We start from the raw sequence: 18,533 nt of genomic DNA, 5'->3' as shown, positions 1-18,533 counted from the left end.
AATGAGTGCCAGAATAACGTCCCCACAAAGCACAAAAAGGCCGGCGGTGAAAATACCGCCAGCCTTCGCACAGCGCGCCGAAACTTACTTGACTTCGACCTTCGCGCCAGCTTCTTCCAGCTTCTTCTTGGCTTCTTCAGCAGCAGCCTTGTCGACGCCTTCCTTGATGGGCTTCGGTGCACCGTCAACCAGGTCCTTCGCTTCCTTCAGGCCCAGGCCCGTCAGTTCGCGAACGGCCTTGATGACCGAAACCTTGTTGGCGCCGGCTTCAGCCAGGACGACCGTGAATTCGGTCTTCTCTTCTGCAGCAGCAGCAGCGCCGCCGCCTGCCGGGCCAGCGACTGCCACTGCAGCTGCCGACACGCCAAACTTCTCTTCGAACGCCTTGACCAGTTCGTTCAGTTCCAGAACGGTCATCCCTTCGACTGCTGCCAGGATGTCTTCTTTTGCGATTGCCATTTGAAATACTCCTAAATTGAATTCGGATACAGCCAGCGATCAGTAACGCTGATGCACGTTCGCTTATGCAGCTTCCGCTTGCTTCTTCTCGGCCAGCGCGGCCAGAGCACGCGCGAAGCCCGAAACAGGCGCTTGCATAACGAACAGCAGCTTCGAGAGCAGTTCTTCGCGGCTCGGGATGCTTGCCAGCGCTTGCACGCCAGCCTTGTCCATCACCTTGCCATCGAACGAACCAGCCTTGATGACCAACTTGTCATTGCTCTTGCTGAAGTCGTTGACGACCTTAGCAGCAGCAATTGCATCTTCCGAGATGCCGTAGATCAACGGACCAGTCATCTGCTCTGCCAGCGGAGCAAACGGCGTACCTTCGACGGCGCGACGCGCCAGCGTGTTCTTCAACACGCGCAGGTAAACCTTTTGCTCACGCGCTTGCGCGCGCAGCTTGGTCAGATCGCCAACCGCAATTCCACGATACTCAGCCAGCACAACGGTCTGGGCCTTCGCGACTTGCGCGGAAACCTCAGCGACGACGGCTTGCTTGTCTTCTCTATTAAGCGGCACGGTTAGCCTCCAGAAACGATACGTTCGGCATGGCCGGCATGGCCGAAACCTCACGTACCTCGTTCAACAACGGCGTCCGACCTCGTTAGGAGTATTTCCACCTCACGCCGCGAATCGCTTCGCGGCCTGCGGCTTCACCACTGCAAAACTTTTTCGGGTTCGCCATCTGCGTTGGCTTGAATTAAGGGGATCACCCGACTGCTGCGCCCCACCAACGGTCTTTGATAACCGGTTGTCCGCCCTGCTGCACGAACAACCGCCCAAAGCCCATGTGGGCCGCTTCGCGAACGAAACGGCCCGAATACTTGCTTACTGTGCTGCCAGCGTAGCCTGGTCGACACGCACGCCGACGCCCATCGTGCTCGACAGTGCGATCTTGCGCAGGTACACGCCCTTGCTCGTTGCCGGCTTTGCCTTCTGCAGCGCTTCGATCAGCGCCGACAGGTTCGAACGCAGCGCGGTCGGCTCGAACGATGCACGGCCGATGGTCGCGTGGATGATACCGGCCTTGTCGACACGGAATTGCACCTGACCAGCCTTCGCGTTCTTGACGGCGGTGGCGACGTCCGGCGTGACCGTACCGACCTTCGGGTTCGGCATCAGGCCGCGCGGGCCGAGGATCTGGCCGAGCGTACCGACGATACGCATCGTGTCCGGCGAAGCGATCACGATGTCGAAGTCCATCTGGCCAGCCTTGATCTGCTCAGCCAGGTCTTCCATACCGACGATTTCCGCGCCTGCTGCACGAGCCTGCTCGGCCTTTTCGCCTTGCGCGAACACGGCAACGCGAACCGACTTGCCCGTACCTGCCGGCAGAACGACCGAACCACGAACGACCTGGTCCGACTTCTTCGCATCGATGCCGAGCTGGACTGCGACGTCGATCGACTCGTCGAACTTCGCGCTCGCGCATTCCTTCACGAGGCTCAGTGCGTCTTCGATCGCGTACAGCTTCTGACGGTCGACCTTGGCGGCAAATGCCTGACGGCGCTTGGAGATCTTAGCCATTTACACGCCCTCCACAGTGATACCCATCGAGCGTGCGCTACCAGCGATGGTGCGAACGGCTGCGTCCAGATCAGCTGCCGTAAGGTCCGGCATCTTGGTCTTCGCGATTTCTTCGGCTTGAGCGCGCGTGATCGAACCGACCTTGTCGGTGTGCGGCTTGCTCGAGCCCTTGTCCACCTTCGCCGCCTTCTTGATCAGGACGGTCGCCGGCGGCGTCTTCATCACGAACGTGAAGCTCTTGTCAGCGAATGCCGTGATGACCACCGGCACCGGCAGACCCGGCTCCATGCCTTGAGTCTGCGCGTTGAACGCCTTGCAGAACTCCATGATGTTCAGGCCGCGCTGGCCCAGTGCCGGACCGACCGGCGGCGACGGGTTGGCTTTACCTGCAGGGATCTGCAGCTTGATAAAGCCGATAATCTTCTTTGCCATTTGAAACCTCATTGGAACGCCGGAGAAGGCGTTCGGTGAGTGATAACGCGCTTTCGCCGCTGGCTACTGACGCTCCTCAACGGCCATGACGCGGGCCGTAAGCGCGAAGGTGGGCAGCCGAGGCTGCCCACCGAATCGGGATCAAACTTTTTCGACCTGGCCGAATTCGAGTTCGACCGGGGTGGATCGGCCAAAAATCGTGACCGACACACGCACACGCGATTTTTCGTAGTTGACTTCTTCGACGGTGCCGTTGAAGTCCGTGAACGGGCCTTCCTTGACGCGCACCATCTCGCCGACTTCGAACAGGGTCTTTGGGCGCGGCTTTTCGACGCCTTCCTGCATCTGCGACATGATCTTCTCGACTTCCTTCGGGGAAATCGGGGTCGGGCGGTTACGCGCACCGCCGACGAAACCGGTGACCTTCGCCGTGTTCTTCACGAGGTGCCACGTTTCGTCCGTCATTTCCATTTCCACGAGCACGTAGCCGGGGAAGAAACGACGCTCGGTCACTGCCTTGTGGCCGCCTTTGACTTCGACCACTTCTTCGGTCGGGACCAGGATCTGACCGAATTTGTCCTGCATGCCAGCACGTTCGATGCGCTCCTGAAGCGCACGTTGCACGCTCTTCTCCATACCGGAGTAGGCGTGCACGACGTACCAACGCTTTCCGCTCGGGGATGCCGGAGTATCGCTCATATCATTTCCAACCCAGAATCGCCGAGAAAATCACCCATTCGATCGATTTGTCGCTCAACCAGAGGAAAATCGCCATCACGAGCACGAAACCGAACACGACGAGTGTGGTTTGCGTTGCTTCCTTGCGGGTGGGCCATACGACCTTCCGGACTTCCTTGTACGAATCCTTGGCAAACGCGATGAGGCTCTTGCCAGGGGCGGACATCAGCCCGACGGCCACGCCGGCGATGATACCTACCGCCAACGCGGCACCGCGGACATACCACTGCTGATTGGCCAGCCAGAAGAAGCCCACGAATCCGGCCAACACCAGCAATACGCCCAGGGCCAGCATCAGCTTATCGCCGGAGGTATTTACAGTTTCGACGGATGGATTCGCCATAACACCTTAAAACAAATGCCACGTGGGACACGTGGCGATTTTTGGCAGGGGCAGAGGGAATCGAACCCCCAACCTTCGGTTTTGGAGACCGACGCTCTGCCAGTTGAGCTATACCCCTAAACCATGTTGGGGCCGGCTGATGCCAGCCCCAAAACTGTCGATCAACGAATAACTGGCTTACTCGATGATCTTGGCGACGACGCCGGCGCCGACCGTACGGCCGCCTTCGCGGATTGCGAAGCGCAGACCTTCTTCCATCGCGATCGGAGCGATCAGCTTCACCGTGATCGACACGTTGTCGCCCGGCATCACCATTTCCTTGTCCTTCGGCAGCTCGATCGAGCCCGTCACGTCCGTCGTACGGAAGTAGAACTGCGGACGGTAGTTGTTGAAGAACGGCGTGTGACGGCCGCCTTCGTCCTTGCTCAGCACGTACACTTCAGCCGTGAAGTGCGTGTGCGGCGTGATCGAACCCGGCTTCGCCAGAACCTGGCCACGCTCCACGTCTTCACGCTTCGTGCCGCGCAGCAGGATACCCACGTTGTCGCCTGCCTGACCTTGGTCCAGCAGCTTGCGGAACATTTCAACGCCCGTGCAGGTCGTCTTCACCGTCGGCTTGATACCGACGATTTCGATTTCCTCGCCGACCTTCACGATGCCGCGCTCGACACGACCCGTCACCACCGTACCACGGCCCGAGATCGAGAACACGTCTTCCACCGGCATCAGGAACGCGCCGTCAACTGCACGCTCCGGCGTCGGGATGTACGTGTCCAGCGCGTCGGCCAGGCTCATGATCGCCACTTCGCCCAGCTCGCCCGTGTCGCCTTCCAGCGCCAGCTTCGCCGAACCCTTCACGATCGGCGTGTCGTCGCCCGGGAAGTCGTACTTCGACAGCAGTTCGCGAACTTCCATCTCGACCAGCTCGAGCAGTTCAGCGTCGTCCACCATGTCGCACTTGTTCAGGAACACGATGATGTACGGAACGCCAACCTGACGCGCCAGCAGGATGTGCTCACGCGTTTGCGGCATCGGGCCGTCTGCTGCCGAGCAAACCAGGATCGCGCCGTCCATCTGCGCCGCGCCCGTGATCATGTTCTTCACATAGTCAGCGTGGCCCGGGCAGTCGACGTGTGCGTAGTGGCGGTTAGCCGTTTCGTACTCGACGTGTGCCGTGTTGATCGTGATGCCGCGCGCCTTTTCTTCCGGTGCCGCGTCGATCTGGTCGTACGCCTTCGCTTCGCCGCCGAACTTCTTCGTCAGAACCGTCGTGATCGCTGCCGTCAGCGTCGTCTTGCCGTGGTCAACGTGACCAATCGTACCAACGTTCACGTGCGGCTTGGTCCGCTCAAACTTTTCCTTGGCCATTTTCAACTCCCAAAAGGAATTTCACAGGTTGCGCCGCGCGCAAACAAGACACTGACTTTTTACTGCTGGTGCCCATGGGCAGGATCGAACTGCCGACCTCTCCCTTACCAAGGGAGTGCTCTACCACTGAGCCACATGGGCGCTACGCTTCAACTTAGCGGTCTGGAGCGGGTGAAGGGAATCGAACCCTCGTCGTAAGCTTGGAAGGCTTCTGCTCTACCATTGAGCTACACCCGCACGGGCCACTAACGATTCCTTACCGCTCACTGCGCTGATATCTTGGTGGAGGAGGTTGGATTCGAACCAACGTAGGCGTAAGCCAACAGATTTACAGTCTGCCCCCTTTAGCCACTCGGGCACCCCTCCGTAGAGAACTGACGATTATGGGGGTGCATCGCACTCCTGTCAAGCATATCCGGAAGATTATTTTCACTTTCTTCCCGACTCCTGCTTCCCCGCCGATCCCCGCCCTTGCCCGGCTAAGGCAAGCGCGAGATGTTGCCGACCGGCGCCACATCTTCGTCAGACTCCGCCTTCAGCGCGGATCTGCATCTGCGCTAAAAACGAAAGACCGCCATCATACGGCCTCTTTCGCACAATGCCAAGCGGGTAGACACAAAATTTCGGCAAATTTCGTGCCGGGCGTGTTCGGCCAGCCGGGCGTCGGGGGTTCACGGGAGGTTCGTCAGCGCTTCTTGCAGGAAATAGCGGCTTTGCAGCGGGCACTGCAGGCTGCCTGCCCCGATCCAGGCCAACATGGGGACAAAGGCTTTCGCCGCGCCCTTCGGCGATCGGGGCGAGCCGGTCTCATCGCCGAATTCGATCACCCTGTTGCGTTCGATGACTTTCCCGAGGAGCACGATATCGTCCCGAATCGCCGGCCTCCCTCCGGTGCCCATCTCGACGCGGCAGTCTGCTTCCTTCATATGCCGAGCCTGATCTGTAACGGCATTCCTTTGTGGTGCAGCGACATGCCGCGGCTTCGGCAGACTCTTGGTGCCGCTCAAGGCCGATCAGGACGATTCGACAGCCAGCATGACTCTCGGCTGCACCGCCGTTACCGGCGCCGTGCTCCGCGGTTGGGGAGCATCAACGATTGCAGCCCGCGCTCGATTCCTTGATGTGTGGGTCGGCACGCGCCGGCTCTCTCGCGGCACAACAGCGGAATCGGGAAGCGATGGCTCGATGCCGTCTCGAGGGATGAACCCGACGGTTCTGCACGTCCCGCTGCCCTGCTTGCGGGCACTGCAGGCGACGCGTGCCCTGGTCCAGGCCTCTCTCTGGCCTTGCTACCGCCGCGTCGAACGTTCCGCCGGTCGGCATCGCAGTGTTCGTCGTGCAAACCGCTCAGCGTCAGCATCGAATCGGCATCGCGGCGAATCTTCGGCGTACACCGAGACATCACAGCTGTTCGTATGGTGCCCGCCACGTCCAGCTGCGCCGCCGATGTCGGCGCCGCGCTCCACGGATGAGCCGCCGTCACGCCATACGCTCCCAAAGACGTTGGAAAGCGGATAGATGACGCAGGAGCGTCGACATCCGAAGTGCGCTGCCCGGCAGTGTTCGAGCTGCCCCGGACTCACGACCGGAACACGACACCGCAGTCTCCATCTGCAGGAGACTCTCTGCCCGGCGATCCGAATACGGTACGCACAAAACGCGCTCTAGACGTCGACGCCGACAGCACACCCTTCACATCGACGGGAAAGGGTGAGGTCACGTAGGTGAAGCTACCCATCCGCTCATCGGCGAAATTTACGCGTTACGGAACGGTCAACGGGTGGCCGTCGAGAAGAATCGCACCGCTTTTTGATCTTCTTTGGCCCCGCGATACGCACACGGCTCGGCGGACCGTCGACCGCGACTCAAGCGTAGCTCGCGGCCCGATAGGGTTATTTCAGGGGAGATATAGCGAGTTAGAACGGAAATGCCGCCTAATAGCAACGCCGCGCCTCCCTGGCGCGACGCAGCCCGGTTGCGTGATTTCGCGAGGAACGCACGCACATTTGGCACTTGCGACAAGAGAGCCGGACGCGCGGACATCCCGCCCGTTCTTGCCCCCAACCCGCGGGAGATAGAGCGAGCGCAGGGCGCATCCGCTGCCACGCGATATGCGCAGCGCACCGAGGCAGAAGACGCGCTCGATACACCGGCGATCAAGGCGCGTTGATCGATTACCGGGTGACGGGGGTTAGCCAGACCTGGCGGGCGCCTGTGTCGAGCAAGGCCGGGCGGAAGATTACTCTCGCGAAGTTGCCCAAGGCGATTTCTCGCCGCGGACCTGATGGCCGCCGACACAAACGAAAAACAGAAGGTTCGTGATTTCAGCAACATCAGTTGCTGGCGTACAGGCATCCCGACGGGCGAGATGCATTTGGCCAATCTCGAGGAGACGATTTCGATTTGAGCCAACGCCTTCGACACCCAACTCGTGCCACACGGCGCTTCGCCGCATGCTTTTTGGCGCACCAATGTTTTTGGCGCACCAATGCAAAAACCCCCGCCTTTCGGGCGGGGGTTTCTGGCTTAGGGAGCCTGACGATTACCTACTTTCACACGGGAATCCGCACTATCATCGGCGTAGAGTCGTTTCACGGTCCTGTTCGGGATGGGAAGGGGTGGGACCGACTCGCTATGGTCATCAGGCAAAGAGGGTTGTTCTGCTGGCGTGGCCAACAGAACCAATCTTGGAAGAAGCAGTAATTTTGAGTTGTGTGTATCACACACGAGAATCCAACTTGTCGCTCTGGATCGCGGCCAGTGCTTTCACACGGCGCCGATCTACAAGGCAGACTTGTTATAGGATCAAGCCTTACGGGCAATTAGTATCAGTTAGCTGAACGCATTACTGCGCTTACACACCTGACCTATCAACGTCCTGGTCTCGAACGACCCTTCAAGGGGATCTAGTCCCCAGGGATATCTCATCTTAAGGCGAGTTTCCCGCTTAGATGCTTTCAGCGGTTATCTCTTCCGAACATAGCTACCCGGCGATGCCACTGGCGTGACAACCGGTACACCAGAGGTTCGTCCACTCCGGTCCTCTCGTACTAGGAGCAGCCCCCTTCAAATATCCAACGCCCACGGCAGATAGGGACCAAACTGTCTCACGACGTTTTAAACCCAGCTCACGTACCTCTTTAAATGGCGAACAGCCATACCCTTGGGACCGGCTACAGCCCCAGGATGAGATGAGCCGACATCGAGGTGCCAAACACCGCCGTCGATATGAACTCTTGGGCGGTATCAGCCTGTTATCCCCAGAGTACCTTTTATCCGTTGAGCGATGGCCCTTCCATACAGAACCACCGGATCACTATGACCTGCTTTCGCACCTGCTCGACTTGTCGGTCTCGCAGTTAAGCACGCTTATGCCATTGCACTATCAGCACGATTTCCGACCGTACCTAGCGTACCTTCGTACTCCTCCGTTACGCTTTGGGAGGAGACCGCCCCAGTCAAACTGCCTACCATGCACTGTCCCCGACCCGGATCACGGGCCAAGGTTAGAACCTCAAACAAACCAGGGTGGTATTTCAAGGACGGCTCCACCGAAACTAGCGTTCCGGTTTCATAGCCTCCCACCTATCCTACACAGATCGGTTCAAAGTCCAATGCAAAGCTACAGTAAAGGTTCATGGGGTCTTTCCGTCTAGCCGCGGGTAGATTGCATCATCACAAACACTTCAACTTCGCTGAGTCTCGGGAGGAGACAGTGTGGCCATCGTTACGCCATTCGTGCAGGTCGGAACTTACCCGACAAGGAATTTCGCTACCTTAGGACCGTTATAGTTACGGCCGCCGTTTACCGGGACTTCAATCAAGAGCTTGCACCCCATCATTTAATCTTCCGGCACCGGGCAGGCGTCACACCCTATACGTCCACTTTCGTGTTTGCAGAGTGCTGTGTTTTTATTAAACAGTCGCAGCCACCAGTTTATTGCAACCCCTTCACCCTCCTGGCGCAGGCCAGTCAAGCTACAAGGGCGTACCTTATCCCGAAGTTACGGTACCAATTTGCCGAGTTCCTTCTCCCGAGTTCTCTCAAGCGCCTTAGAATACTCATCTCGCCCACCTGTGTCGGTTTGCGGTACGGTCATCGTTAGACTGAAGCTTAGAGGCTTTTCTTGGAACCACTTCCAATTGCTTCGCTCCCTAAGGAGCTCGCGCCACACCCTTGAATCCTGCGCCCGGATTTGCCTAAGCGCCTTCTCCAATGCAGCGACCGGGACTTCCAACACCCGGACAACCTTCCGCGATCCGTCCCCCCATCGCATCTAACAATGGTGCAGGAATATTGACCTGCTTCCCATCAGCTACGCATTTCTGCCTCGCCTTAGGGGCCGACTCACCCTACGCCGATGAACGTTGCGTAGGAAACCTTGGGCTTACGGCGAGGGGGCCTTTCACCCCCTTTATCGCTACTCATGTCAGCATTCGCACTTCCGATACCTCCAGCACCCTTTACAAGGCACCTTCGCAGGCTTACGGAACGCTCTCCTACCATGCGAGCAAGCTCGCATCCGCAGCTTCGGTATATAGCTTAGCCCCGTTACATCTTCCGCGCAGGACGACTCGATCAGTGAGCTATTACGCTTTCTTTAAAGGGTGGCTGCTTCTAAGCCAACCTCCTGACTGTTTTAGCCTTCCCACTTCGTTTCCCACTTAGCTATATTTGGGGACCTTAGCTGGCGGTCTGGGTTGTTTCCCTCTTGACACCGGACGTTAGCACCCGATGTCTGTCTCCCGTGATTGCACTCTTCGGTATTCGGAGTTTGCTATGGCGGGGTAATCTGCAATAGACCCCCCAACCATGACAGTGCTCTACCCCCGAAGGTGAGACACGAGGCACTACCTAAATAGTTTTCGGAGAGAACCAGCTATTTCCAGGTTTGTTTAGCCTTTCACCCCTATCCACAGCTCATCCCCTAACTTTTCAACGTTAGTGGGTTCGGACCTCCAGTACGTGTTACCGCACCTTCATCCTGGCCATGGATAGATCACCTGGTTTCGGGTCTACGCCCAGCAACTGAACGCCCTATTCGGACTCGCTTTCGCTACGCCTGCCCTATACGGTTAAGCTTGCTACTGAACGTAAGTCGCTGACCCATTATACAAAAGGTACGCCGTCACCCCTTGCGAGGCTCCGACTGTTTGTATGCATGCGGTTTCAGGATCTATTTCACTCCCCTCCCGGGGTTCTTTTCGCCTTTCCCTCACGGTACTGGTTCACTATCGGTCGATCACGAGTATTTAGCCTTGGAGGATGGTCCCCCCATCTTCAGACAGGATTTCACGTGTCCCGCCCTACTTGTCGCACACCTAGTTCTTTCATACTGTTTTCGCCTACAGGGCTATCACCTGCTATGGCCGCACTTTCCAGAGCGTTCGGCTAACAATACAAATAAAGAGTGCAAGGCTCATCCCATTTCGCTCGCCACTACTTTGGGAATCTCGGTTGATTTCTTTTCCTGCGGTTACTTAGATGTTTCAGTTCACCGCGTTCGCTTCACTAGACCTATGTATTCAGTCTAGGATGACCCAAAAGGGCCGGGTTTCCCCATTCGGACATCTACGGATCAAAGCTCGTTTGCCAGCTCCCCGTAGCTTTTCGCAGGCTACCGCGTCCTTCATCGCCTGTGATCGCCAAGGCATCCACCACATGCACTTGTTCGCTTGACCCTATAACGAGTCTGTCTCGTTACAGGTTGAGTTCTCGCGTTGTGCCGTATTCCAAAATCGAGCCGAACAATGAAGTTCGAATCATCTTGAGATACATCGATACAATCACAACCCGGATAGTTTTCACGTCCATCTCGAGACGCTTCCGCTATCCAAATTACTTACTTCTTCCAGATTGTTAAAGAACGACAGCCGATATCTGTTGATATCCTCTGACTGGCTCAATCGCCAATGACAAAGACTCGAACAATCGTCATTCGAATGTTTGTCATTGAGGATTGGTGGAGGCAGACGGGATCGAACCGACGACCCCCTGCTTGCAAAGCAGGTGCTCTCCCAGCTGAGCTATGCCCCCATGTACAGATTTGCCTCAGGTGTACCTACCGCCAGACAATGGTGGGTCTGGTTGGATTCGAACCAACGACCCCCGCCTTATCAAGACGGTGCTCTAACCGACTGAGCTACAGACCCCTGAGTCTGTCTTTAATTTACAGCCGATAAGCGTGAGCGCTCAACTTTGCGAGATAGCTCTGGAAAGGAGGTGATCCAGCCGCACCTTCCGATACGGCTACCTTGTTACGACTTCACCCCAGTCATGAATCCTACCGTGGTGACCGTCCTCCTTGCGGTTAGACTAGCCACTTCTGGTAAAACCCACTCCCATGGTGTGACGGGCGGTGTGTACAAGACCCGGGAACGTATTCACCGCGGCATGCTGATCCGCGATTACTAGCGATTCCAGCTTCATGCACTCGAGTTGCAGAGTGCAATCCGGACTACGATCGGTTTTCTGGGATTAGCTCCCCCTCGCGGGTTGGCAACCCTCTGTTCCGACCATTGTATGACGTGTGAAGCCCTACCCATAAGGGCCATGAGGACTTGACGTCATCCCCACCTTCCTCCGGTTTGTCACCGGCAGTCTCCTTAGAGTGCTCTTGCGTAGCAACTAAGGACAAGGGTTGCGCTCGTTGCGGGACTTAACCCAACATCTCACGACACGAGCTGACGACAGCCATGCAGCACCTGTGCGCCGGTTCTCTTTCGAGCACTCCCACCTCTCAGCGGGATTCCGACCATGTCAAGGGTAGGTAAGGTTTTTCGCGTTGCATCGAATTAATCCACATCATCCACCGCTTGTGCGGGTCCCCGTCAATTCCTTTGAGTTTTAATCTTGCGACCGTACTCCCCAGGCGGTCAACTTCACGCGTTAGCTACGTTACTAAGGAAATGAATCCCCAACAACTAGTTGACATCGTTTAGGGCGTGGACTACCAGGGTATCTAATCCTGTTTGCTCCCCACGCTTTCGTGCATGAGCGTCAGTATTGGCCCAGGGGGCTGCCTTCGCCATCGGTATTCCTCCACATCTCTACGCATTTCACTGCTACACGTGGAATTCTACCCCCCTCTGCCATACTCTAGCCTGCCAGTCACCAATGCAGTTCCCAGGTTGAGCCCGGGGATTTCACATCGGTCTTAGCAAACCGCCTGCGCACGCTTTACGCCCAGTAATTCCGATTAACGCTTGCACCCTACGTATTACCGCGGCTGCTGGCACGTAGTTAGCCGGTGCTTATTCTTCCGGTACCGTCATCCCCCGACTGTATTAGAGCCAAGGATTTCTTTCCGGACAAAAGTGCTTTACAACCCGAAGGCCTTCTTCACACACGCGGCATTGCTGGATCAGGCTTTCGCCCATTGTCCAAAATTCCCCACTGCTGCCTCCCGTAGGAGTCTGGGCCGTGTCTCAGTCCCAGTGTGGCTGGTCGTCCTCTCAGACCAGCTACTGATCGTCGCCTTGGTAGGCCTTTACCCCACCAACTAGCTAATCAGCCATCGGCCAACCCTATAGCGCGAGGCCCGAAGGTCCCCCGCTTTCATCCGTGGATCGTATGCGGTATTAATCCGGCTTTCGCCGGGCTATCCCCCACTACAGGACATGTTCCGATGTATTACTCACCCGTTCGCCACTCGCCACCAGGTGCAAGCACCCGTGCTGCCGTTCGACTTGCATGTGTAAGGCATGCCGCCAGCGTTCAATCTGAGCCAGGATCAAACTCTTCAGTTCAAACCTGTTACTGTTTTCGGTTCTTTCGAACCGGTCGCTCACTCAAAGCTGACAGGAATATGAATCACTTCATAAACCTGACTTACTTTAGTGTGAGACTCTTGATACTTTTGCTATCTGATCCGAGGATCAGCTCGCTGCCATCAAGCGCCCACACTTATCGGCTGTTAATTTTTAAAGAGCATGTCTGCGAGGGATCTTGAACCCCTCAGCAGCGCTGCGTTTTCAGCAGCAGAGAAGCGAGATTATGAACCGTGTTTCGCAGCTCGTCAACAACTTTCTGAACGACTTCGTTGCGACTGCGGGGCTCAACTTCCGTACCGCCGAGGCTCGCTACCTCCGAACTCCAACGGCACTGCTTCCCTTCCTTCCGCGCCGCGTTTCCGTTAGCGCGAAAGAGGCGTGATTCTAAGCACCTGCCCCCATCCATGCAAGCGCTTTGTGAAGAAAGTTTGAAAAAGCCTCCGTGCGCTACCGCGCACGGAGGCTTTGGGCTCGACGGGCCGGGAAGCGCGGTCGATCCACCAGCCGTCGGCAACGTTCCCTTCTATATATAGAGAGCGTGTCAGCTGCCGCCCGCAGCAGCCTGCAGTCGCTCAATCGGCACCGCGTCGGCCATCGCCGTGTAGCCGGCGTCGCTCGGATGGATACCGTCGCCGCTATCGTATCGGCGTTGCAGCACGCTCGGGCGCGCCGGATCGCGCAGCGCCGCGTCGAAGTCCACGACGCCGTCGAACCCGCCGCCGCTGCGGATCCACCGGTTCACCTCGAGCCGGATCGCCTCGCGCCCGGCCGGCAGCGCCGCCGGCGTGAGTGTCGCGCCGAAGACCTTCACGCCCTGTCGGTGCGCCGTCTCGATCAGCCGGCGATAGCCATCGATCAGCGATGCAGCCGTCACCGGCGTATGCGGGTGATCGCAATCGAGCCCCGCGCGCGGCGGCATCGCCGCGAAATTGATGTCGTTGATCCCGATCAGCACGATCGCCGCCTTCACGCCCGAGCGCGACAGCGCGTCACGCTCGAACCGCGACGCAAGCGACGTGCCGTAACACGCGGAATCGCTGAGCAGCCGGTTCCCGCTGATGCCGAGATTCACGACGCCGACCGAATCGGCACCCGCTGCCGCCAGCCGGCGTGCGAGCGCGTCGGGCCAGCGGCGGTTCCGGTTCACGCTGGAGCGCAGCCCGTCGGTGATCGAATCGCCGATCGCCGCGACGCTGGCGTGTGCGGGACCAGCTTCGACGGCCAGTTCGGTCACCCACGCATATTGGGTAAAGCGGGTGCGAAACGTCTCGGCGCCCGGATCGTTCACGTGATCACCCGGCCCGGACACATAGTTGAACTGGTTCGACACACGATGCCAGACCGTCATCCGCTGGTTCGGCCCCATCTGGAGGCTGATCGCATACGGCTGCGCGGCCGTCACGCCGATCGCCACCGGGTCGCTTTCGAGTTCCTGGCCCGGCGCGAGCGTCACCGACGCCTTGCCGCCGAACCGGACCGGCACCGCCGCACCACCGGCGAGCGCGGCCCCTTCGCCGGCGCGCGCGAGACTCGCGGCCTCGACGACCAGCGGCGCGCGACCGTATGCGTTGCTCACGCGAATCCGCGCCGCCCGCCCCGACACGGTCGGGTAGACGATCTGACGCACGGTTCGCCCGGCCACGTCTGGCGCGCGGTAGAGCGGCGGCGGTGCGGCGAGGTCGGGAATCGGCTGCAGCGCGGTCGCCCACGCAGCGACCCACCCGGCCGGCGCGGCCGACGCTGCAAGCGGCGACACGAGAACGGCCGCACCCAGCACAGCCGCGGCGAAACTGCTTCGAAATGACATCGGCAAAATCCTCATCGGAAAGCGGGCATTGTGCCGCAGAAGATGCCGGCCCCACGTGCGGAGCCGCACTTGCTCCGCTTGATCGTGCCCCGATGTCCCTCGTTTACCCGAGTCCCGCCGCAAATCCACAACAAATTTATTAACCGACCGGTCGGTTGGTTTATACTTCGCACACACTCAACCGGACGAGAGCCTTCGCCATGTACACGCAATCCCTCGACATCCCCGGCAACGTCGCGCCGCTCGACGCCGCAACCGAGTCGCCCGAGCAGACGCGGTTCGATGCGGTGATGGCCGCGGACGGCAAGATCGAACCGCAGGACTGGATGCCCGACGCGTATCGCAAGACGCTGGTGCGCCAGATCTCGCAGCACGCGCACTCCGAAGTCGTCGGCATGCTGCCGGAAGGCAACTGGATCTCGCGCGCGCCGAGCCTGAAGCGCAAGGCGATCCTGCTCGCGAAGGTGCAGGACGAAGCCGGCCACGGCCTCTACCTTTATAGCGCGGCCGAAACGCTCGGCGTATCGCGCGATTCGCTGATCGACGCGCTGCACGCCGGCAAGGCGAAATACTCGAGCATCTTCAACTACCCGACGCCGACCTGGGCCGACGTCGGCGTGATCGGCTGGCTGGTCGACGGCGCCGCGATCATGAACCAGATCCCGCTGTGCCGCTGCACGTACGGTCCGTACGCGCGCGCAATGATTCGCGTGTGCAAGGAAGAGTCGTTCCATCAGCGCCAGGGTTTCGACGCGTTGCTGTCGATGATGAAGGGCAGCGACGCGCAGCGCGCGATGGTCCAGCAGGCCGTGAACCGCTGGTGGTGGCCGGTGCTGATGATGTTCGGCCCGAGCGACGCCGATTCAGTCCACAGCAGTCAGTCCGCCAAATGGGGCATCAAGCGGATCTCGAACGACGATCTGCGCCAGAAATTCGTCGATGCGACGGTCGACCAGGCGAAGGTGCTCGGCGTGACGCTGCCCGACCCCGACCTGAAATGGAACGAAGCGCGTGGCCACCACGACTACGGCGCGATCGACTGGGACGAATTCTGGCGCGTGGTCAACGGCGACGGCCCGTGCAACAAGGAACGCCTCGCGACGCGTGTGAAAGCCCACGAGGATGGCGCCTGGGTGCGCGAAGCCGCGCTCGCGCACGAAGCGAAGCGCCGCGCCCGCGCCGAACAGCAGGCCGCCTGAGCGGCCCCCTCGAATTCAGGAATCAGGAGAAAACGATGAACAAGGAATGGCCGATCTGGGAAGTGTTCGTGCGCAGCAAGCAGGGCCTCGACCACAAGCATTGCGGCAGCCTGCACGCGGCCGACGCGACGATGGCGCTGCGCATGGCGCGCGACGTCTACACGCGTCGCCAGGAAGGCGTGAGCATCTGGGTGGTGCCGTCGTCGGCGATCACCGCGTCGGACCCGAGCGAGAAGGCCGAACTGTTCGAACCGGCGGGCGACAAGATCTACCGTCATCCGACGTTCTACACGCTGCCCGACGAAGTCAACCACATGTAACGCCCGCGCCATGACGATCACGCCCGAACACCTCTCCTACGTGCTGCGCCTCGCGGACAATGCGCTGATCCTCGGTCAGCGCAACGCCGAATGGTGCGGCCACGGCCCGATCCTCGAGGAAGACATCGCGCTCACCAACATGAGCCTCGACCTCATCGGCCAGGCGCGCATGCTGTACACGCACGCGGCCGAGCTCGAGCGCCAGCTCACCGGCGCGACGAAGACCGAGGACGACTACGCGTACTTCCGCACCGAGCGCGAGTTCGCGAACTTCACGCTCGCCGAACTGCCGCACTACGGCCCGGTCTCCGGCACCGCGCACGCCGACAAGGACTACGCGGTGACGATCGTGCGCAACTTCCTGTACGCGGCGCTGATGCTGCACGTATGGAGCGCGCTGGAGACGTCGACCGACACGCAACTGGCGGCGATCGCCGCGAAATCGGTGAAGGAAACCCGCTATCACGTCCAGCATGCGCGCGAGTGGCTCGTGCGCCTCGGCGACGGCACCGACGAATCGCACCGCCGTGCGCAGGCCGCGCTCGACTACCTGATGCCGTACACACGCGAATTTTTCGCCGCCGATGCGATCGACGACGCGATCGTCGCACCGGGCATCGGCCCGGCGCCGGCCGCGATCGAGGCCGCGTGGCGCGCGGACGTGGATGACGCGCTCGCGGAAGCCACGCTCACGTTGCCGGCGCCGGTGAAGCATGTGACGACCGGCAAGCAGGGCGAGCACTCGGAGCACATGGGCTACCTGCTCGCCGAAATGCAGAGCCTCGCGCGCCAGCATCCCGGCGCGAGCTGGTAACCGGCCCACGCCACGGAGCCCGACGATGTCCGCCCAGACCGCCGCCCCTGCCCCCGCCGCGCACCGCGACGATCCGTTGCTCGCCCGCGCGTGGGACGTGCTCGAAGCCGTGCCCGATCCGGAGATCCCGGTCGTGTCGATCCGCGAGCTCGGCATCCTGCGCGACGTCCGCCGCGCGGATGACGGCCAGCTCGAAGTCGTGATCACGCCGACCTACTCGGGCTGCCCGGCGATGTCGCAGATCGCCGAGGACATCGCCGCCGCGCTGCAGGCCGCCGACTTGCCGCCGCACCGGATCGAGACGGTGCTCGCTCCCGCGTGGACGACCGACTGGATTACGCAGGAAGCGCGCGACAAGCTGCGCGCGTACGGCATCGCGCCGCCGGTCGGCCAGTGCGGCAGCGCCGCGCCGCGGGAGAACGTCGTGCGCTTCGTGCCGCGGCCGGTCGCGGCGCCCACCTGCCCGCGCTGCGGCTCCGCGCGCACCGAACGTCTCGCGCAATTCGCGTCCACGGCCTGCAAGGCGCTGTATCGCTGCGTCGACTGCCGCGAACCCTTCGACTACTTCAAACCCTACTGAATATGGCGACCCCGCAATTTCACCCGCTGCGTATCCGCGACGTGCGGCCCGAGACCGCCGACGCCGTGACCGTCTCGTTCGACGTGCCGCCCGAATTGCGCGACGCGTACCGCTTCACGCAGGGCCAGTTCGTCACGCTGAAGACCCACATCGACGGCGAGGAGACGCGCCGCTCGTATTCGATCTGCGTCGGCACGACGGACTACGACCGTGACGGCGAACTGCGCATCGGCATCAAGCGCGTGCGCGGCGGCCGCTTCTCGAACTTCGCGTTCGATACGCTGAAGCCCGGCCACATGATCGACGTGATGACACCGGATGGCCGCTTCTTCACGCACCTGAACGCCGACCACGGCAAGCAGTACGTCGCGTTTTCAGGCGGCTCGGGGATCACGCCGGTGCTCGCGATCGTGAAGACGACGCTCGAACTCGAGCCGCGCAGCACGTTCACGCTGATCTACGGCAACCGCAGCGTCGACGCGATCATGTTCGCGGAGGAGCTCGAGGACCTGAAGAACCGCTACATGAACCGCTTCGTCCTCTACCACGTGCTGTCGGACGATCTGCAGGACGTCGAGCTGTTCAACGGCGTGCTCGACCAGGCGAAATGCGCGGAATTCCTCGCCACGCTGACACCGGCCGACGCGATCGACGAGGCGTTCATCTGCGGCCCGGCGCCGATGATGGACGCCGCCGAAGCCGCGCTGAAGGCGGCCGGCGTGCCGCAGGCGAAGGTGCACGTCGAGCGCTTCGGCACGCCGCTGCCGCAGGCCGGCGCACCGGTCGTCGAGATCACCGACCAGACGCCGGCCGCCGATCTCGAGATCGTGCTCGACGGCAAGAAGCGCAAGCTGCGCTTGCCGTACGAAGGCGTGAGCCTGCTCGACGTGGGCCTGCGCGCGGGCCTCGCGCTGCCGTATGCGTGCAAGGGCGGCGTGTGCTGCACGTGCCGCGCGAAGGTGGTCGAAGGCGAAGTGCGGATGGAGAAGAACTACACGCTCGAGGAGCACGAGGTGGAGGATGGTTTCGTGCTGACGTGCCAGTGCCACCCGATCAGCGACAAGGTCGTCGTGAGCTTCGACGAACGTTGAGCGGCATCGCGTCGCGGCGCCCGACGGTTTCTCGCCGTCA

Annotated in this window: 14 protein-coding genes, 6 tRNA genes and 3 rRNA genes; 5 read left to right on the top strand and 18 right to left on the bottom strand. The window is 60.3% G+C overall.

Annotation, left to right across the window (positions count from 1 at the left end):
* Positions 1-84: 84 nt before the first annotated feature.
* The 18 genes from rplL to DTA15_RS10945 form a co-directional block, all read right to left on the bottom strand.
* Entirely contained in the window at positions 85-459 is a 375-nt protein-coding gene (gene rplL, locus DTA15_RS11040; RefSeq protein WP_006482911.1) for a 50S ribosomal protein L7/L12, read from the bottom strand.
* 63 nt (positions 460-522) lie between these two features.
* Positions 523-1,020, bottom strand: coding sequence for a 50S ribosomal protein L10 (gene rplJ / locus DTA15_RS11035; RefSeq protein WP_006482916.1), 498 nt, complete (start codon positions 1,018-1,020; stop codon positions 523-525).
* 309 nt (positions 1,021-1,329) lie between these two features.
* Positions 1,330-2,028: a 50S ribosomal protein L1 gene (rplA, locus tag DTA15_RS11030; protein ID WP_006482906.1), complete on the bottom strand. Its 699-nt coding sequence runs from the start codon at positions 2,026-2,028 to the stop codon at positions 1,330-1,332.
* Positions 2,029-2,460 carry a 50S ribosomal protein L11 gene (gene rplK, locus DTA15_RS11025; RefSeq protein ID WP_006477201.1) on the bottom strand — a complete coding sequence of 144 codons (432 nt, stop codon included), beginning with the start codon at positions 2,458-2,460 and terminating at the stop codon, positions 2,029-2,031.
* A 141-nt stretch (positions 2,461-2,601) separates the two neighbouring features.
* Positions 2,602-3,159, bottom strand: coding sequence for a transcription termination/antitermination protein NusG (gene nusG, locus DTA15_RS11020; protein WP_006400672.1), 558 nt, complete (start codon positions 3,157-3,159; stop codon positions 2,602-2,604).
* A gap of 1 nt (position 3,160) precedes the next feature.
* The gene (secE, locus tag DTA15_RS11015; protein WP_006482892.1) at positions 3,161-3,541 is read right to left on the bottom strand and encodes a preprotein translocase subunit SecE; all 381 of its coding nucleotides are present in this window, start codon (positions 3,539-3,541) and stop codon (positions 3,161-3,163) included.
* A gap of 42 nt (positions 3,542-3,583) precedes the next feature.
* Positions 3,584-3,659, bottom strand: a tRNA-Trp gene (locus tag DTA15_RS11010).
* Positions 3,660-3,718: 59 nt separating this feature from the next.
* Positions 3,719-4,909, bottom strand: coding sequence for an elongation factor Tu (gene tuf, locus DTA15_RS11005; protein WP_006482910.1), 1,191 nt, complete (start codon positions 4,907-4,909; stop codon positions 3,719-3,721).
* Between the two features lie 66 nt (positions 4,910-4,975).
* Positions 4,976-5,050 (bottom strand) — tRNA-Thr (locus DTA15_RS11000).
* 22 nt (positions 5,051-5,072) lie between these two features.
* Positions 5,073-5,146, bottom strand: a tRNA-Gly gene (locus tag DTA15_RS10995).
* Positions 5,147-5,189: 43 nt separating this feature from the next.
* Positions 5,190-5,275, bottom strand: a tRNA-Tyr gene (locus DTA15_RS10990).
* Between the two features lie 305 nt (positions 5,276-5,580).
* Complete coding sequence (locus DTA15_RS10985) at positions 5,581-5,835, bottom strand: hypothetical protein (RefSeq protein ID WP_034178289.1); 255 nt, start codon at positions 5,833-5,835, stop codon at positions 5,581-5,583.
* Between the two features lie 1,607 nt (positions 5,836-7,442).
* Positions 7,443-7,555: ribosomal RNA gene (rrf, locus tag DTA15_RS10980) — 5S ribosomal RNA — on the bottom strand.
* A 155-nt stretch (positions 7,556-7,710) separates the two neighbouring features.
* A 23S ribosomal RNA gene (locus DTA15_RS10975) occupies positions 7,711-10,591 on the bottom strand.
* A gap of 279 nt (positions 10,592-10,870) precedes the next feature.
* A tRNA-Ala gene (locus DTA15_RS10965) sits at positions 10,871-10,946 on the bottom strand.
* A 39-nt stretch (positions 10,947-10,985) separates the two neighbouring features.
* Positions 10,986-11,062, bottom strand: a tRNA-Ile gene (locus tag DTA15_RS10960).
* Positions 11,063-11,125: 63 nt separating this feature from the next.
* Positions 11,126-12,658, bottom strand: a 16S ribosomal RNA gene (locus DTA15_RS10955).
* The 16S, 23S and 5S rRNA genes sit together here with 2 tRNA genes alongside, the layout of an rRNA operon.
* Positions 12,659-13,223: 565 nt before the next feature.
* Positions 13,224-14,489, bottom strand: a complete 1,266-nt coding sequence (locus DTA15_RS10945; protein WP_006482890.1) for an SGNH/GDSL hydrolase family protein — start codon at positions 14,487-14,489, stop codon at positions 13,224-13,226.
* A 200-nt stretch (positions 14,490-14,689) separates the two neighbouring features.
* Between DTA15_RS10945 and paaA the strand changes: the two genes are divergently transcribed.
* The 5 genes from paaA to paaE are packed head-to-tail and all read left to right on the top strand — an operon-like array spanning position 14,690 to position 18,493.
* On the top strand, positions 14,690-15,688 hold the full coding sequence (gene paaA, locus DTA15_RS10940) for a 1,2-phenylacetyl-CoA epoxidase subunit PaaA (protein WP_006482888.1): 999 nt from the start codon (positions 14,690-14,692) through the stop codon (positions 15,686-15,688).
* A gap of 35 nt (positions 15,689-15,723) precedes the next feature.
* On the top strand, positions 15,724-16,008 hold the full coding sequence (paaB, locus tag DTA15_RS10935) for a 1,2-phenylacetyl-CoA epoxidase subunit PaaB (RefSeq protein WP_006482881.1): 285 nt from the start codon (positions 15,724-15,726) through the stop codon (positions 16,006-16,008).
* Positions 16,009-16,018: 10 nt separating this feature from the next.
* Positions 16,019-16,822 (top strand): 1,2-phenylacetyl-CoA epoxidase subunit PaaC, encoded by an 804-nt coding sequence (gene paaC / locus DTA15_RS10930; protein WP_006482907.1) that lies wholly within the window; start codon positions 16,019-16,021, stop codon positions 16,820-16,822.
* Positions 16,823-16,847: 25 nt separating this feature from the next.
* Positions 16,848-17,402: a 1,2-phenylacetyl-CoA epoxidase subunit PaaD gene (gene paaD, locus DTA15_RS10925; RefSeq protein ID WP_006482879.1), complete on the top strand. Its 555-nt coding sequence runs from the start codon at positions 16,848-16,850 to the stop codon at positions 17,400-17,402.
* A 2-nt stretch (positions 17,403-17,404) separates the two neighbouring features.
* Positions 17,405-18,493, top strand: a complete 1,089-nt coding sequence (gene paaE / locus DTA15_RS10920; protein ID WP_006482925.1) for a 1,2-phenylacetyl-CoA epoxidase subunit PaaE — start codon at positions 17,405-17,407, stop codon at positions 18,491-18,493.
* Positions 18,494-18,533: the final 40 nt, after the last annotated feature.

Origin of the sequence: Burkholderia cenocepacia, assembly GCF_900446215.1 — a bacterium.
Lineage (GTDB): Bacteria > Pseudomonadota > Gammaproteobacteria > Burkholderiales > Burkholderiaceae > Burkholderia > Burkholderia cenocepacia.
This window is presented reverse-complemented; position numbering and strand designations above follow the sequence as displayed.

Coding starts and splice junctions, on each gene's coding strand:
- rplL (WP_006482911.1), bottom strand. CDS start 459: ATGGCAATCGCAAAAGAAGACATCCTGGCAGCAGTCGAAGGGATGACC.
- rplA (WP_006482906.1), bottom strand. CDS start 2,028: ATGGCTAAGATCTCCAAGCGCCGTCAGGCATTTGCCGCCAAGGTCGAC.
- rplK (WP_006477201.1), bottom strand. CDS start 2,460: ATGGCAAAGAAGATTATCGGCTTTATCAAGCTGCAGATCCCTGCAGGT.
- nusG (WP_006400672.1), bottom strand. CDS start 3,159: ATGAGCGATACTCCGGCATCCCCGAGCGGAAAGCGTTGGTACGTCGTG.
- secE (WP_006482892.1), bottom strand. CDS start 3,541: ATGGCGAATCCATCCGTCGAAACTGTAAATACCTCCGGCGATAAGCTG.
- tuf (WP_006482910.1), bottom strand. CDS start 4,909: ATGGCCAAGGAAAAGTTTGAGCGGACCAAGCCGCACGTGAACGTTGGT.
- DTA15_RS10985 (WP_034178289.1), bottom strand. CDS start 5,835: ATGAAGGAAGCAGACTGCCGCGTCGAGATGGGCACCGGAGGGAGGCCG.
- DTA15_RS10945 (WP_006482890.1), bottom strand. CDS start 14,489: ATGTCATTTCGAAGCAGTTTCGCCGCGGCTGTGCTGGGTGCGGCCGTT.
- paaA (WP_006482888.1), top strand. CDS start 14,690: ATGTACACGCAATCCCTCGACATCCCCGGCAACGTCGCGCCGCTCGAC.
- paaB (WP_006482881.1), top strand. CDS start 15,724: ATGAACAAGGAATGGCCGATCTGGGAAGTGTTCGTGCGCAGCAAGCAG.
- paaC (WP_006482907.1), top strand. CDS start 16,019: ATGACGATCACGCCCGAACACCTCTCCTACGTGCTGCGCCTCGCGGAC.
- paaD (WP_006482879.1), top strand. CDS start 16,848: ATGTCCGCCCAGACCGCCGCCCCTGCCCCCGCCGCGCACCGCGACGAT.
- paaE (WP_006482925.1), top strand. CDS start 17,405: ATGGCGACCCCGCAATTTCACCCGCTGCGTATCCGCGACGTGCGGCCC.